The organism is Actinocatenispora comari, assembly GCF_017312725.1.
Lineage (GTDB): Bacteria > Actinomycetota > Actinomycetes > Mycobacteriales > Micromonosporaceae > Actinocatenispora > Actinocatenispora comari.
Window position 1 is genome coordinate 1 of the sequence record NZ_BOPO01000147.1, and the last position, 16,185, is coordinate 16,185.

Below are 16,185 nucleotides of genomic sequence, written 5' to 3' on the forward strand. Positions count from 1 at the left end.
CCCATCGTCGGCGGGCCCGTCGGTGCCGCCTCGCGGTCGGCGCCGAGGCGGATGACGGTCAGTGGCTGAGGTGTTCGTGCCGTACCTGCCAGCCGTCGTCGCCGCGGACGAGGATCGCCGTACCCCGGCCCGCGCCGCTGGCCGCGCGGCCGTCGACGGTGCCGGACCAGCGGAACCGGTACCGGCACGCCGCCTGGTCGTCGCCGCGGTAGAGCCAGGTCACGTCCTCGATCCGGTAGGTCTCGTCGGTGATGGTGGCGAACGTGCGGCCGATCGCGGCGAGGACCGCGTCCCGCCCGTGGTGCGAGCCGTCGGTGAACCAGTAGCTCGCGTCGGCCGCGATCAGCGGCGCCAGCCGGGCCGGATCGTGGCTGTTGGTGGCCTGCTCGTACCGACGCAGAAAGGTTGCCGGATCGTCCATCCCGCGGTGTCTACCAGTCGGGTACGACAGGCCCGGCGGAAACCCGATTGCCGCCGTCGGACCGGTCCCGTAGCGTGCGCGCGGTGTGCGCCGGCGACCGGCCGGCGATCGGACGAGAAGGGAGGCACCGGTGATGTCCAGTGGATTCTCGGCGCTTCCGGGGCGGGCCGGCAGCAGGTCCTGACCGTACGGCGGCGCCTTCGGCAGGGAAGGCACCAACGTGTTGTTTCGTAGTGTGGTCGAGGCGGATCTCGACCGGGTGGCGGCGCTGTTCGAGCCGGACCCGGTGTGCTGGCTCGGCGGCGACAGGTTCGGCGCGGAGCTGGCCGCGGGCCAGTACCGACCGGAGTGGGTCTGGATCGCCGAGGACGCCGGCACGCCGGTGGCGTCGGCGGTGTGGTGGTCTCGTGCGGGGGAGGCCAAGCCGGTCGCGCTGGATCATCTGTGGGTGGCGGGCTCGGTCGGTGACCGGGTCGCGGTGGCGGCCGAGTTGCTCGCCGCGGCGCACCGGGCGTTCCGCGCGACGCCGGAGTTCCACCTGCGGCTTCCGGTCGGCTGGCGGGACCAGCCGGACGCGGTGGCCGCGTTCACCTGGCGGCGGCAGGCCGCGGCTCGTGCCGGGCTGGTCGAGGAGCTGGAACGGCTGCAGTACCGGTGGGCGCCGGAGTCCGGACTGCCGCCGGCGGGGGAGCGGCTGGTGTTCCGGCCGGAGCCGGACGACGAGGCGTTCCTCGACGTGTTCCGCCGGGTGGCGGTCGGCTCGCTGGACACGACGAGCTGCCGGCACGTGGCGGCGCTCGGTGTCGATGCGGCGGCGCGGGAAGACCTGAACTTCTACGCCAGCGTGCCGGAGACGCGCGGCTGGTGGCGGCTGGCGTACACCCGGGACGGGACGCTGGCCGGGTTCGGCATCCCGTGGCGCAACCCGTACGGGCGCAACGTCGGCTACCTGGGCGTGCTGCCGGAGCTGCGCGGCAACGGGTACATCGACGAGGTGCTGGCGGACATCACCCGGTTCCACGCGGCGGCCGGGGCGGAGCGGATCAGCGCCACCACGGACCTGGTCAACGTGCCGATGCAACGCGCGTTCGAGCGCGGCGGGTACCGCAACGTCGAGGTCCGGTTCGTGCTGTCGGCGCCGGTGGGGGCCGCCTGACCCCGGTGCGTCCGGGCCGCGGTGTCGATGAGGCATGATCGGAACGTTGCGGTACCGATCGCGTTGCGGCCCGGGGGTGGCGACCAGTCGTTTCCGTCCCTCGCTCCGCGCACCGGCGCGCGCCGGCCAGCGCTGCGCCGGGCGCGGAGCGAGGGATCGTGGTGCGAGGTGCCGGGGGAGCGGTCGATGAGATCTTGGAGCGATCGATGAGCACGGACATCACCACGACCGACGAGTGGCGTGCCCTCGCGGCGCATGCCGACCAGGCGCGGGCGCTGCGGCTGCGGGCCGAGTTCGAGCGGGATCCGAAGCGCGCGGAGCGGCTCTCCGCGCAGGCCGGCGACCTGTTCGTGGACTACAGCAAGAACCTGGTCACGGACGAGACGATCGGGCTGCTGACGGCGCTGGCGCGGCGGGTCGGGCTGACCGACCGGATCGCGGCGATGTTCGCCGGCGAGCACGTCAACACCTCCGAGGACCGGGCGGTGCTGCACACCGCGCTGCGGCTGCCGCGCTCGGCGGAGCTGGTGGTGGACGGTCAGGACGTGGTCGCCGACGTGCACGCGGTACTGGACCGGATGGGCGATTTCGCCGAGCGGGTCCGGTCCGGTGACTGGCGCGGGCACACCGGTGACCCGATCCGTACCGTGGTGAACATCGGCATCGGCGGCTCCGACCTGGGGCCGGTGATGGCGTACGAGGCGCTCGCGCCCTGGCGCGACGCGGGTATCGCGTGCCGGTTCATCTCCAACATCGACCCGACCGACCTGAGCCTGACGCTGGCCGACCTGGACCCGGCGTCGACGCTGTTCGTGGTCGCGTCGAAGACGTTCTCCACGCTGGAGACGCTGACCAACGCGCGGCAGGCGCGGGCCTGGCTGCTGTCCGGGCTGGGCGACGACCCGGCGGCGGTGGCGAAGCACTTCGTCGCGGTGAGCACGAACGCGAAGCTGGTCGGCGAGTTCGGTATCGACACCGACAACATGTTCGGCTTCTGGGACTGGGTCGGCGGGCGCTACTCGTTCGACTCGGCGGTGGGGCTGTCGCTGATGCTCGCGATCGGGCGGGACGCGTTCGGCGAGATGCTGGCCGGCTTCCACGTGGTCGACGAGCACTTCCGGACCACCCCGATCGAGCGGAACGTGCCGGCGCTGCTCGGGCTGCTCAACGTCTGGTACAACAACTTCCTCGGCGCGCAGACGCATGCGGTGCTGCCGTACTCGCAGCTGCTGCACCGGTTCCCGGCGTACCTGCAGCAGCTGACGATGGAGTCCAACGGCAAGTCGGTGACCCGCGACGGCGTGTCGGTGACGTACCAGACCGGCGAGGTGTTCTGGGGTGAGCCGGGCACGAACGGGCAGCACGCGTTCTACCAGCTGATCCACCAGGGCACGAAGATCATCCCGGCCGACTTCATCGGGTTCGCGGAGCCGAACTACGAGGTCGACGAGATGCACGACGCGTTCATGGCGAACTTCTTCGCACAGACCGCGGCGCTCGCCTTCGGCCGTACCGCGGCGGAGGTCGAGACCACCGGGGTCGCCGCGGACGTGGTGCCGCACAAGGTGATGCCGGGAAACCACCCGACGACCTCGATCCTGGCGCCGAAGCTGACGCCGGCGACGCTGGGCCAGCTGGTCGCGCTGTACGAGCACGTCACGTTCACCGAGGGCACCGTCTGGGGCATCGACTCGTTCGACCAGTGGGGTGTGGAGCTGGGCAAGGAGATGGCCAAGCAGCTGGCGCCGCTGCTGGCCGGTGAGCCCGGCGACGCCGACCCGTCGACGGCGGCGTTGATCGCCCGCTACCGCACCCAGCGCGGCCGGTAGGCCGGGCCTCGACCCGCGGGTGCGAAAAGGCGCCCGGCTGGCTGCCGGGCGCCCAACCACCTCCGACCGATGGCCCTCGACCGAGGTGTGGGTAGACGTGCGGAGCGCGACTCCGCCCGTCTGGCTCGACGTTACGTCGCGGTTGCCGGTGTTGCCGGGGATTTCCGCAACATCCACTGGACGTTTGCCCAGGCTGGTGGGCCGGCTCGGTCGAGCGGTGGAGCCGGCAGGCGGGTACGTCGAGGTATGGAGCTGCGACGGATGCGTCGGGCGCCCGGCTGGTGGCCGGGCGCCCGGTGCGCTGCGGTGCCGGAGCGGCCTACCACCACCAGCAGTGGCTGATGATGACGGCCAGACCATCGGTGAAGATCGCCAGCATGATCGTCTCCTTGAGAGAGGTGTACCGCGGTAGGTCACCGTCGGTATTCATGAACCTACTCTAAGTGAAGATCGATGTCGGTCATTTCGTGATTTGCCGCCATGCTGTTTCCCGACAGCGGGAACGGCCGCCGGGCGGTACGGCACTCGGACCGCACCGCCCGATGGCGCTCAGCCGGTGATCTGGACCGGCTGGCCGTTCGCGACGAGCTTCCAGTCGTCCGCCGAGAACTGCGCCGGATCGATGGTGCCCGCCTGCTGGACCCAGTCGATCAGCGACTCGCGGATCGCGACCTGCTGGTCGTACACCACCGGCGCGGTGGTGACGCCGGGGAAGTTCCCGCCGCCGGACTGCCGGTAGTTGTTGATCGCCAGCACGAACTGCTGGTCGTCGGTGACCGGCTTCCCGTCGTACGACAGGTTCTCGATCCGGCTGCCCGGCGCCTTCGCGATGTCGATGTCGTAGCTGACGCCGGACAGCACGTCGTACAGGTAGTCCGGGGTGCCGTTCGGGGAGTCGGTGGTCGGCGCGTTCGTCACGTCGTCGGCCGGGTACGGTCCGGTGCCGGACACCTGCTGGAAGTACTCCGCCGACTTCTCCAGGTACGCCTTGACCTGCGCGCCGGTCAGCCTGATGCCGAGCAGCGTGTTGTCGAACTCGTAGATGCCGGCGATGTCGCGTACCGTCACGTCGCCCGCGGTGATCCCGCCGTCGCGGTTGAACGGCGCCGCCGCCGACAGCACCGGCAGCTTCGCGTCGTCACCGGTGAGCGCCTTGCGTACCGTCTCGGTCTGCACCTGGTTGATGAAATCCAGTGCGGCACAGTCGGACCAGCGGCACGGGCCGGCCGGCATGTCCGCAGTGGACTGTCCGATCACCGAGTTGACGTAGGACACCGTGGTGTCGTGCTGCGTCCTCGTCGCCGCGACCACCTTCGGGTCCGGCTGCGCGCTGTTGGGGTTCAGCAGCGACGAGCTGGCGCCCGCCACCTGGTAGTGGCCGCGTACCAGCCGGAGCTTCAGGTCGAAGCGGGACACCCGCTCGCCCCACAGGCCGGGCTGCGAGATGACCACCTTGCGGCCGGTCTGCTTGTTGGTGACGTCCACCTCGGGGTTGTTCAGGTGGGTGTGGCCGGACAGGATCGCGTCGATGCCCGGTACCTGTTCGGCGACCTGGCGCATGTCGTTCTCCGGCCAGGGCAGCGCGTCACCGTAGGACGAGCTGGTCTCGATGCCGGAGTGCGCCAGCACGACGACCACGTCGGCGCCGGCGGCCCGGACCCGGGGCACCCAGCGCTTCGCCGACTCCAGTACGCCGGTGAAGTCGAGGCGGTCGGCCACCCGCGGCTTGTCCCAGATCGCCGAGCCGGGTGTGGTCAGGCCGAGGAAGCCGACGTGCACCGGCTTGCCGCCGTGCGCGGGCTTGACGGTACGGATCACGTACGGCTCGAACGCCCGCGCACCGGTGCGGTGGTCGGTGACGTTCGCGGCGAGCAGCGGGAAGTTCAGCTGCTTGCGGTACGCGCCGAGGTAGTCGACGCCGTAGTTGAACTCGTGGTTGCCGACCGCACCGGCCACGTAACCCATCTGGTTCATCGCCGCGGCCATCGGGTGCGTGGCGCCGGTCTTCGTGATCGGCTCGACCGTCGCGTAGTACGAGTCGAGCGGGGTGCCCTGGATGACGTCACCGTCATCGACCAGCAGGGTGTTCGGGTTCTCCCGGCGCACCTGGTCGACCACGGTGGACACCTGCGCCAGGCCGACCGAGTTGCCGGCCGCGTCGGAGTACGGCTTGTCCTTGTAGTAGTCCCAGTCGAGCGCGTGGCCGTGCACGTCACTGGTGCCGAGCACGGTGAGCGTGACGTCCTTCGGCGCGGCCGCCGCCGGCGCGGCCACGGCGCTCAGCACGGCTCCGGTCAGGCAACATGCCGTGGCGAGCGCCGCGACCGTTCGTCGATGTCCCATCCTTCAAGTCCTCCCGCGATGTGGGCAACAGGGCAGACTATCGCCCCTCGCGGGAGCCAGTCAGCGGACGGGCATCGGCCGGCGGGGCCCGGCCGCCGCGACGGCCCGGGCCGGCCTGGTCGTACCGGCGGGTCGGCTGCCGACGGGTCGGCGGGTCGCCGGCAGCCGCGGCACCAGCCGGTCCAGCAGCCGGTACACGCCGTCGGTGGCGGACACGCTGAGTACGCCGAGGGTGCCGGTGGCGCGGGCCTGCGTGGGCACCCCGAGCACCTGGGCGGAGCGCACCGCGAGCGCGAGCAGTTCGGTGTCGCGGATCCGCAGCCGCAGATCGGCGGTGTTGCGGACCGGTGCGGTGGTGAGCAGCAGGGCGCGCCAGATCGCCGCGGCGGTGGCCGGCCCGGTGCGTACCTCGGTGGCGATGCCGCCGACCGGGGCGGCGGCGACCGCGGCCCGCGCGGCGTGCCAACCGGTGCCGAGCGCCGCGAGTACCGCGTCCTGCTCGGACGGCGCCACCCGGACGAAGTGCATCTCGTGCCGGTGCCGGATGCCGAGGGTACGGCTGTCGATCTCGACGGCGACGCCGGTCGCGGCGTGCAGCGTACCGGCGAAGCGGGCGGCCGCGGCCACCGTGTCGAACGAGGTGAGGGTGTCGGCCTCGGTCAGCAGGCCGACACTGCTGGTGCTGCGGCGGGTGGCCGGAGCCGGTACGGTCACCGCACGGTGCAGCACGGCCGCCTCGGCGCCCGCGGTACGGTGATCGATCGGTCCGAGCTGCAGTCGTCGTCGCAACGCTGTCAGATCCGGAAGCATGGTGTCCTCCCTTTCCTGGCCGCGTGGTGGGTCGCCCGGTCCCCGCCGCATCGCGCAGGCCCGGTGTGCGTGACGATAGGGCGGTCTGGACTGCTCGGCGCCGCTCGGCGAGGATCGTTGAGCAAACATTGAGGAGCCGGCGAGCACGGTGATTGCACACGGACGGAGGGTGACGTGGAGATCCTCGTCGTGGAGGACGATGCCCGCCTCGCCGACGCGTTGTGCGTGGCGCTGCACCGCCGCGGCTACGGAGTGACCCACGTCGGTACCGGCGAACAGGCGCTCGCCGCGCCGGACTGCGACCTGGTGCTGCTCGACCTCGGGCTGCCCGACATGGACGGCCTGGCGGTGTGCAAGCAGTTGCAGGAGCGCTCCGACGTGGCCGTCATCGTGCTCACCGCCCGCGGCGAGGAACGCGACCGGGTGCTCGGGCTGCGCACCGGCGCGGACGACTACCTGGTGAAGCCGTTCAGCATGGCGGAGCTGACCGCGCGGATCGAGGCGGTGTTGCGGCGGCACCGGCCCCGGCCCGCCGGCCCGGTCACCGTCGGTACGCTGCGGATCGACACCGAGGCACGGCAGGTGCACATCGGCGCCGAGCCGGTTGCCTTGCGCCCCAAGGAGTACGAGCTGCTCGTGGTGCTCGCGCGGCAGGCCGGAGCGGTGGTGCCGCGGCAGCGGCTGATCATGGAGGTCTGGCGCTCCACCTGGCCCGGCGCGGCCCGTACGTTGGAGGTGCACGTGGGGTCGCTGCGGGGCAAGATCGCCGCGGCCGGCCGGATCGAGGCGGTCCACGGCGTCGGCTACCGCTACGACGTGCGGGACGCATAGTGCGTCGCTTCGACGCGGGGGAGGCATAGTGCGTCGTTTCGACGCGGGGGAGGCATAGTGCGTCGTTTCGACGCGGGGGAGGCAGAGTGCGCCGGCGGCTGCTGATCACCTACCTGTCGCTGCTGGGCGTGGCGGTGGTGGCGTTCCTGCTGCCGCTGTCGGTGACCATCGCGTCCCGGGAGAACCAGGGCATGTTCATCGACCGGGTGGACGACACGACCCGGTTCGCCACCGTCGCCGGCACCTGGCTGCGCGGCGGCCGGCTGTCCACCCTGCAGAGCGAGATCGCCGAGTACGACCGGCTGTACGGGATCGGCGTGGCGGTGGTGTTGCCCGACGGCGTGGTACGCATCGCCTCCCGCGCCGGCATCGACCCGGACGAACCGCTGCTGCGCGACGAGATCCGCGCGGCGCTGTCCGGCTCCCGGGCCCAACCGGCCGGGGTGATCTGGCCGTGGCAGCACCGGCCGATGGTGGTGGCCGAACCGATCGGCAACTCCGGCGCGATCGACGGCGCGGTGGTCACGGTGTCGCCGACCGACGGGCTGCGTACCTCGATCGGCCAGCAGTGGGCGGTGCTGGCGGCGATCGGGTTGATGCTGCTCGCCGTCGGCGCGGCGCTGGCGATCCCGATCGGGCGCTGGTTCGCCCGCCCGCTCAACGAACTGGACGAGGTGACCCACGCGATCAGCCGCGGCGAGCTGACCGAGCGGGTGCACGACGACGTGGGACCGCCGGAGCTGCGCCGGCTGGCCAGTTCGTTCAACACGATGGCGGCGCGGCTGTCCGCGCTGATCGACCGGCAACGCGGCTTCATCTCGTACGCCAGCCACCAGCTGCGCACGCCGCTCGCGTCGGTACGGCTGCGGGTGGAGAACCTCGCCGACGCGGCACCGCCGGCCGACGCCGCCGAGTACCGGCTGGTGGTCGACGAGGTGGACCGGCTGTCCGCGATCTTCGAGGCGGTGCTGACGTTCGCCCGCGCGGACACCGAATCGGCCGAGCTGACCGACATCGACGCCGGCGCGATCGCCGACGACCGGGTGGTGGCGTGGCAGGCGATGGCGGACGCGGCCGGGGTCCGGCTGACCCGGGCGGGCGTCGACACCGCCGCCGCCCGGGCCGCCGCGCAGACCCTCGACCAGGTGCTGGACGTGTTGGTACACAACGCGATCAAGAACTGTGGCCCCGGCGCGACGGTGCAGGTGGTGGTCGACCGGGATGCCGACGGGGTGCGCGTCGCGGTCTGCGACGACGGGCCTGGCATGACCGACGACCAGATGGCACAGGCGATGCGGCCGTTCTGGCGGCAACCGGACCGCGGCCAGGCGGGCGCCGGCCTCGGCCTCGCCATCGCGAACGCGTTGGTCACCGCGTCCGGCGGCATGCTGCACCTGCGCCGCTCCGCCGCCGGTGGCCTGGACGCCGGGGTGCGGCTGGCCGCGGCACCGGCCCCGGCCCGCGTCACGGAGCCGGTCGAATGAGGCGCCGCAGCATCCTCACCGCGCTCACCGGCGCCGCCCTGACCGGCGTCACGCCACTGCTCGCCGGCTGCACCGAGGATCCCGGCCCGCGACCGCGGCTGGCCCTGGCGACCGGCGAGAACGGCGGCGTCTACCAGCCGCTCGGCCGGGCGCTCGGGACGACCCTCGACTCCCGCTGGCGGGTCGAGGCGGCTCCGACGGCCGGCTCGGTGGAGAACCTGGAACGGCTGCGCTCCGGTCGCGCGCAGGTCGCGTTCACCAGCGTCGACGTCGCCGCGCAGGACCTGGAGGGGCTCGGCTCGTTCGGCTCCAAGTACCAGCTGCGGGCGCTCGCCGAGCTCTACGCCGACCACGTGCACCTGGTCACCGCGCTGGAACGCGGCGCGTTCGGGGTGGACGGGCTCGCCGGCCGGCCGGTGTCCACCGGCGCCGCCGGGTCCGGTACCGAGGTGGCGGCGACCCGGCTGCTCGCCGCCGGTGGGATCACCCTGCGCGGCTTCGAACAGCACAAGCTGGGGCTGCGCGACTCGATCGCGGCGCTGCGCGCCGGCATCATCGACGCGTTCTTCTTCTCCAGCGGCCTGCCCTGCACCGCGATCGCCGAGCTGGTCGCCTCCGGCGACCTGGAGGTCGGCCTGACCGACCTGAGCTGGTACGTGCCGACCCTGCAGAGCCAGTACGGCGAGGTCTACAGCACCGGCTGGATCCCGAACTCGATCTACAACCTCACCTCGGTCAGCACCGTGGCGGTCGCGAACGTCCTCGCGGTACCGGCGGCGATGAGCGAGTCCGCGGCATACCAGCTGACCCGGCTGCTGTTCGTCGCCAAGCCCCGGCTGTCCGCCGCACACCCGGAGGGCCGGCAGCTCGATCCGCGCTCGGCCCTCGGCACCTACCCCGTCCCGCTGCATCCCGGCGCCGAACGCTTCTACCGGGAGCAGAAGGCCCCGTAGGGCAGGTGCCGCACCGGTCCGCGCTCAGCCGGCGTAGGCGTTGTAGGCGGCGTAGGCGAAGTTGATCCGGTTGGTGCTGTTGCACGCGCCGCAGATCTCGTACTTGTCCTGGAAGGCGATGACGGCGTCGTCGATCGTGCCCGCCGCCTGCAGGTCGCCGAGCCCGTAGCCGGGGAAGCTGGTCAGCTCGAACCAGATGAAGTCCAGCTGCAGCGTCAGGTCGTAGACGTTGCCGCCGTTGGCGAACGCGGCCACGTTGTCGCCCGGGTCGGTGTCCCACCGGCCGCCGGCGCTCCACTGCGCGATGCCCCGGCCGGGGCCACCGCCGTACTGCCAGATCGTCGGGTCCATCCCGGACTCCTGGTCGAGGTTGCCGATGACGCCGGCCGACTGCTGCGCGGTCAGGCCCTTGGCGACGAAGTAGTTGAACGCGGCCTGCTCGTTCTGGGTGATCACCGACGGGGCGATCGGCGAGTTGTTGGGGCTCATCCCGCCGTGGCTGGCGGCGCTCGCGGCGGCCGCCGAGGTCTGGGGCGACGCCTGCGCGGGTGCGGTGGTACCGGCCAGCGTGAGGGCGCCGGCGACCGTCGCGGTGAGGATGGCGATGCGTGCTTTGCCGGATCTGAACACGGCACACTCTCCGTTCTTCGCCGGTGTGGCTGCTGGGACCGGCGCTGGTAGGGGATCCCCGCGAACGAACCAGGGACACGCAGGTAGGTTACGTCCCGTAATAAAGATAAAAAAGACCGTATTAGCCAGAATATGACTAGATTGGTCAGTGGAGGCGGCCCCGCCACCAGGCCACCGGTGGGCTCACGTGCCAGTCGGCCGGGTCAGCGGCGGGCGAAGAGGATCGCGCCCGGTCGGTCGGTGTCCAGGTTGAACTCCCACTGCGCCGCTACCGTGAACCCGGCCTCACGCAGCCAGCCGGCAACCCGCTCCGCGCGGCGCCGGTGCACGGGAGCGTCCCCGCTGCTGCCCGGCGGTACCGGTCGGGCCGGGTCACCGACGTGGAAGCCGACTTGCAGCGGCCCGCCGGGGCGCAGCACCCGGTGGAACTGCCGCAGCACGGCGGGCACCGTGTCGTCCGGCACGTGGATCAGCGACCACCAGGCGAGCAGCCCGCCCACCGAGGCCGCCGGCAGGTGCAACTCGGTCATCGAGCCCACCTCGAACCGCAGCCCCGGATGGTTCGACCGGGCGACCTCGATCATCCCCGGGGCCAGGTCGATGCCGAACGCCTCGACGCCGAGGCCGTGCAGGTGCGCGGTGACGTGCCCGGGACCGCATCCGACGTCGGCGACCGGACCGCCACCGGCCGCCCGTACCTGACCGGCGAACACGTCCAGCGCCGCGTTCAGGTACGGCAGCCGGCCGCCCAGGATGTCTCGCACCACCTCGGCGTAACCGGCCGCCTCCGCGTCGTACGACGCCCGCGTCCGCGCCAGCCAGTCGTCACCCATCCCCGCACGCTAACCGACCGCTGGTGGCGGGCCCGGGCCGCGACGCCCGCTGGCCGGAAACCGGGAGGCGGGTCGGGCGGGGGCATGCCTATCCTGGTGCGCGAGATGGATACGCCGCCCGCCACCGACCGCACCGTGCCCGCGGGTGGAGACTCCCCGCATTCGGCCCCGACGTCCGATTCCGCCGCCGCACCGGGATCCCCGGGGACACCGGGTGGTCGGTCGGCGGCTCGTGGGTCGTCCGGCCGCGGCCAGCGACGTCGTGGGCCGCGGCGACCCGACGGGGCCGGCACCGAGGTGGCGCGGGGGCCGGCCGAGCGCGGGTTGCGGGCACGGATCGGCACGCTGAGCGTGCTCGACCGGTACCGGCTGGGTCGCCGGCTGGACCAGGCGCGCGGCGCGGCCGACGCGGCGGAGCTGGACCGGCTGGCCGAGCAGGTCACGGCGGCCGAGCAGCGGATCGCGAACCGGCGGGCCACGGTGCCGGTGCTGAAGTACCCGCCGGAGCTGCCGGTCAGCGAGCACCGGGACGAGATCGCCGCGGCGATCCGGGACCACCAGGTGGTGATCGTCGCCGGCGAGACCGGGTCGGGCAAGACCACCCAGATCCCGAAGATCTGCCTGGAGCTGGGGCGCGGCATCCACGGCACGATCGGGCACACCCAGCCGCGCCGGATCGCCGCCCGTACCGTCGCCGAACGCATCGCCGAGGAGCTCGACTCGCCGCTGGGCGGGGCGGTCGGCTACCAGGTCCGGTTCACCGACCAGGTGGGGCCGAACACGCTGGTCAAGCTGATGACCGACGGCATCCTGCTGGCCGAGATCCAGCGCGACCGGATGCTCCGACGGTACGACACGATCATCATCGACGAGGCGCACGAGCGCAGCCTCAACATCGACTTCCTGCTCGGGTACCTGAAGCGGTTGCTGCCGCGCCGGCCCGACCTGAAGGTGATCATCACCTCGGCCACCATCGAGACCGAACGGTTCTCCCGCCACTTCGGCACCGCGGAGCAGCCCGCGCCGGTGATCGAGGTGTCCGGCCGGACCTACCCGGTCGAGGTGCGGTACCGGCCGATCACCGCCGAGGATCCGGACCGCGACCAGGTGACCGCGATCGGCGCGGCGGTCGACGAGTTGCGCGCCGAGGGCGGCGGCGACATCCTGGTGTTCCTGTCCGGCGAGCGGGAGATCAGGGACGCGGCGGACGCGCTGGCCAAGCGCGAGCAGCAGCGGGGCGGCCGGCCGGGTACCGAGACGCTGGAGATCCTGCCGCTGTACGCCCGGCTGTCGTCCGCCGAGCAGCACCGGGTGTTCCAGCCGCACCGCGGTCGCCGGGTGGTGCTCGCGACCAACGTCGCGGAGACCTCGCTGACGGTGCCGGGCATCCGGTACGTGATCGACACCGGTACGGCACGCATCTCCCGCTACAGCCACCGGTTGAAGGTGCAGCGGTTGCCGATCGAGCCGGTCTCCCAGGCGTCGGCGAACCAGCGGATGGGCCGCTGCGGCCGTACCTCCGACGGCATCTGCATCCGGCTCTACGACGAGGACGACTTCGCGTCCCGGCCCGAGTACACCGAGCCGGAGATCCTGCGTACCAACCTGGCGTCGGTGCTGCTGCAGATGGCGGCCGCGCGGTTGGGCGACATCGCGGAGTTCCCGTTCGTCGACCCGCCGGACTCCCGCCAGGTACGGGCCGGCGTGCAGTTGCTGGAGGAGCTGAGCGCGCTCGGCCCGGGCGGCGAGCTGACGAAGCTCGGCCGCCGCATCGCCGAGCTGCCGATCGATCCGCGGCTGGCTCGGATGGTCCTCGAAGCGGACTCGAACGACTGCGTGCGCGAGATCCTGGTCATCACCGCCGCACTGTCCATTCAGGACCCGCGGGAGCGGCCGGCCGACGCGCAGCAGCAGGCATCGGCGTCGCACGCCCGGTTCGCCGACAAGGAGTCCGACTTCCTCGCCTACCTGAACCTGTGGAAGTACCTGCGGGACAAGCAGCAGGAGCTGTCCGGCAACCAGTTCCGCAAGTTGTGCCGGTCGGAATACCTGAACTACCTCCGGGTACGGGAGTGGCAGGACCTGCATGCCCAGCTGCGCCAGGTGATCCGCGGGATGGGCATCAACCGCAACACGCTCGACGCGCCGGCCGACCGGGTGCACACCGCGCTGCTGTCCGGGCTGCTGTCGCACATCGGCCTGAAGGACACCGAACGCAAGAAGCAGCAGAAGGCGCGCGGCCCGGTGGAGTACCTGGGCGCGCGCGGCGCGCAGTTCGCCATTTTCCCCGGGTCGGCGCTGGCGCGCAAGCAGCCGCAGTTCGTGATGGCCGCCGAGCTGGTGGAGACCTCCCGGCTGTGGGCCCGGGTGGTCGCCGGCATCGATCCGGCCATGGTGGAGGCGCTGGCCGCGCACCTGGTCAAGCGCACCTACTCCGAACCGCACTGGGAGAAGCGCCAGGCCGCGGTCGTCGGGTACGAGAAGGTCACCCTCTACGGGGTGCCGATCGTGCCGCGGCGCAAGGTGAACTACGGCCGAATCGATCCGGAGATCGCCCGCGACCTGTTCATCCGGCACGCGCTGGTGGACGGCGACTGGGAGACGCACCACCAGTTCTTCGCCGACAACCAGCGGTTGCGGTCCGATGTGGAGGACCTGGAGAACCGGTCCCGGCGGCGGGACATCGTGGTCGACGACGACACCCTGTACGAGTTCTACGACGCCCGGATCCCCGCCGACGTGGTCAGCGGCCGGCACTTCGACGCGTGGTGGAAGAAGATCCGGCGCGAGCAGCCCGAGCTGCTGACGTTCACCCCGGACATGCTCGTCACCGACGCGGCCGGTGCGGTCAGCGCCGAGCAGTACCCGGACGAGTGGCACTCCGACGGTCTGCGGCTGCCGCTGTCGTACGCGTTCGAGCCCGGTACCGCCGACGACGGGGTCACCGTGCACGTGCCGCTCGCGGTACTCGGTCAGGTGCGCGGCGAGCAGCTCGACTGGCAGGTACCGGGGCTGCGCGAGGAGCTGGTCACCGCGCTGCTCAAGGGTCTGCCCAAGCAGCTGCGCCGCTCCCTGGTGCCGGTACCCGACACCGCCCGCGCCCTGCTCGCCCGCATCTCGCCGGCCGACGGACCGCTGCTGACCGCGATCGAACGCGGCCTGCGCGACCTGCTCGGCGTGCACGTGCCGCGCGACGCCTGGCAGCTCGACGCGCTGCCGGCGCACCTGCGGCCGCACTACGTCGTCGAGGACGGCGCCGGCGATCCGGTCGCCACCGGCCGCGACCTGGGCGCCCTGAAGGACCAGCTCGCCGAGCAGGCCCGCACCGCGCTGACCGCCTCGGTACGCGGGATCGAACGCACCGGGTTGACCGACTGGACGATCGGTGAACTGCCCCAGCTCTACGAGCAGAGCGTCGGCGGCCAGCACGTGCGCGCCTACCCGACGCTGCACGACGACGGCGACTCGGTGTCCGTACGGTTGGCGGAAAGCCCTGCCGCGCAACGGGAACAGCTGTGGCGCGGCACCCGGCGGCTGATCCTGCTGTCGATTCCGTCGCCGGCGAAGTACGTGCTGGCCAACCTGTCGAACACCAGCAAGCTGGCGCTGTCCACCAACCCGGACGGCAGCGTCGCCGCGCTGCTCGCCGACTGTACCGACTGCGCCGCCGACAAGCTGATCGCCGACGCCGGCGGCCCGGTGTACGACGAGGCCGGGTTCCGCCGGCTGCGCGACGCGGTGCGCGCCAACCTGAACCCGATGGTGCTCGGCGCGTTGACCGCGGTGGAGAAGATCCTCGCCGCGCACCGCCGGGTGCTCGCCCGGGTGTCCAACACCGGCAACGTGCTGCTGGTCGCGGCGCTCGCCGACATCAAGCAGCAGCTGGCCGGGCTGGTACATGCCGGGTTCGTGGCCGAGACCGGCTGGCAGCGGCTCGCCGACCTGCCGCGGTACCTGTCCGCTGTGGACAAACGGTTGGACCGGCTGCCCGGCAACCCGCAGCGCGACCGGGAACAGATGACCCGGGTGCGCGAGCTGGCCGCCGAGTACGAGGACGCCCGCGCGCAACGGCCGCCGAGCCCCGAGCTGACCGCGATCCGGTGGATGCTGGAGGAGCTGCGCGTCTCCTACTTCGCGCAGAGCCTCGGCACCCCGTACCCGATCTCCGACCGCCGGATCGAACGCGCCCTCGACGCCCTCTGACCCCCGTCGGCCAGGGCGGTCGGTGGCCCGGGCGCTCGTCGCGTCCGCGGGCGCCTCAGCCCACGTCGAGCCGGCGGTCGTCGCGGTGCGCGCCGTAGAACTCGACCTGTCGCGCCATCACCGACCGCATCGACGTGTCGCGATCGGTGCCGTACACGGTGCCGGCGAAGTCGAGTCCGCGCTGGATCTCCCACAGCTCGCCGTGCCGGTCGGGCGGGAACAGCTGCGCCGGGTCGCCGACCGCGATCCAGCCGATCGGCAGCACCGCGTCGGCCGCCAACCGGGAGTTGACGTGCAGCACGCTGTTGATCCGCAGCTCCGACCGGGCCCCGGCGATGGCCCCGGGGAACATCGACACCCCGGTGGCGGCGAACACCTCGTCCTCGATGCGCGCCCCGTTCACGTGCGCGTGCGGCCCGACCAGCACCGCGTCGCCGATCGTGGCCGGGTGCCCGGCCCGGCCGCGGACCAGCGCGTTCTCCATCACCACGACGTCCGATCCGACCCGCACCGCGCCGTCCTCGGCGGTCAGCACCGCGCCGTGCAGAATCCGGGCCCGCTCGCCCAGCACCACGTCACCGCACAGCACCGCACTCGGCGCCACGTAGGCCGAGTCCGGCACGACGGGCCGCGCTCCTCGATGCTCCAACAACATCCACCGAGCCTACGACCGCCCTCGCCGCACGCTGAGT

Annotated in this window: 12 protein-coding genes; 6 read left to right on the plus strand and 6 right to left on the minus strand. The window is 72.1% G+C overall.

What is annotated here, in order from left to right; translation table 11 throughout:
* Positions 1-58: 58 nt before the first annotated feature.
* Positions 59-421 (minus strand): YybH family protein, encoded by a 363-nt coding sequence (locus tag NUM_RS34055; protein WP_207129054.1) that lies wholly within the window; start codon positions 419-421, stop codon positions 59-61.
* A 220-nt stretch (positions 422-641) separates the two neighbouring features.
* On the opposite strand from NUM_RS34055, the gene NUM_RS34060 reads away from it, so the two are divergent.
* Together NUM_RS34060 and pgi are read left to right on the plus strand one after the other, a co-directional pair.
* Positions 642-1,577 carry a GNAT family N-acetyltransferase gene (locus tag NUM_RS34060; RefSeq protein ID WP_207129055.1) on the plus strand — a complete coding sequence of 312 codons (936 nt, stop codon included), beginning with the start codon at positions 642-644 and terminating at the stop codon, positions 1,575-1,577.
* A gap of 206 nt (positions 1,578-1,783) precedes the next feature.
* Positions 1,784-3,406, plus strand: a complete 1,623-nt coding sequence (gene pgi, locus NUM_RS34065) for a glucose-6-phosphate isomerase (protein WP_207129056.1) — start codon at positions 1,784-1,786, stop codon at positions 3,404-3,406.
* 549 nt (positions 3,407-3,955) lie between these two features.
* Here the strand turns inward: pgi and NUM_RS34070 are convergent.
* Both NUM_RS34070 and NUM_RS34075 read right to left on the minus strand, forming a co-directional pair.
* Complete coding sequence (locus NUM_RS34070) at positions 3,956-5,749, minus strand: 5'-nucleotidase C-terminal domain-containing protein (protein WP_207129057.1); 1,794 nt, start codon at positions 5,747-5,749, stop codon at positions 3,956-3,958.
* 60 nt (positions 5,750-5,809) lie between these two features.
* Complete coding sequence (locus NUM_RS34075) at positions 5,810-6,559, minus strand: hypothetical protein (protein ID WP_207129058.1); 750 nt, start codon at positions 6,557-6,559, stop codon at positions 5,810-5,812.
* 174 nt (positions 6,560-6,733) lie between these two features.
* On the opposite strand from NUM_RS34075, the gene NUM_RS34080 reads away from it, so the two are divergent.
* From NUM_RS34080 to NUM_RS34090, 3 genes are all read left to right on the plus strand, one after another.
* Positions 6,734-7,390, plus strand: coding sequence for a response regulator transcription factor (locus NUM_RS34080; protein WP_207129059.1), 657 nt, complete (start codon positions 6,734-6,736; stop codon positions 7,388-7,390).
* An 86-nt stretch (positions 7,391-7,476) separates the two neighbouring features.
* Entirely contained in the window at positions 7,477-8,874 is a 1,398-nt protein-coding gene (locus NUM_RS34085; protein WP_207129060.1) for a sensor histidine kinase, read from the plus strand.
* Entirely contained in the window at positions 8,871-9,827 is a 957-nt protein-coding gene (locus tag NUM_RS34090; protein ID WP_207129061.1) for a TAXI family TRAP transporter solute-binding subunit, read from the plus strand. Before NUM_RS34085 ends, NUM_RS34090 begins: the two co-directional genes overlap by 4 nt.
* A 24-nt stretch (positions 9,828-9,851) precedes the next feature.
* Here NUM_RS34090 and NUM_RS34095 read toward each other — a convergent pair whose 3' ends face one another.
* Together NUM_RS34095 and NUM_RS34100 are read right to left on the minus strand one after the other, a co-directional pair.
* Positions 9,852-10,457, minus strand: a complete 606-nt coding sequence (locus tag NUM_RS34095; protein WP_207129062.1) for a phage tail tip lysozyme — start codon at positions 10,455-10,457, stop codon at positions 9,852-9,854.
* Between the two features lie 203 nt (positions 10,458-10,660).
* Positions 10,661-11,290 (minus strand): class I SAM-dependent methyltransferase, encoded by a 630-nt coding sequence (locus NUM_RS34100; RefSeq protein WP_207129063.1) that lies wholly within the window; start codon positions 11,288-11,290, stop codon positions 10,661-10,663.
* A gap of 297 nt (positions 11,291-11,587) precedes the next feature.
* Here NUM_RS34100 and hrpA point away from each other — a divergent pair, with 297 nt between their 5' ends.
* Positions 11,588-15,493 (plus strand): ATP-dependent RNA helicase HrpA, encoded by a 3,906-nt coding sequence (hrpA, locus tag NUM_RS34105; protein WP_440588078.1) that lies wholly within the window; start codon positions 11,588-11,590, stop codon positions 15,491-15,493.
* Between the two features lie 55 nt (positions 15,494-15,548).
* Here the strand turns inward: hrpA and NUM_RS34110 are convergent, their stop codons facing one another.
* Positions 15,549-16,148 (minus strand): gamma carbonic anhydrase family protein, encoded by a 600-nt coding sequence (locus NUM_RS34110; RefSeq protein WP_207129065.1) that lies wholly within the window; start codon positions 16,146-16,148, stop codon positions 15,549-15,551.
* Between the last annotated feature and the right edge of the window lie 37 nt (positions 16,149-16,185).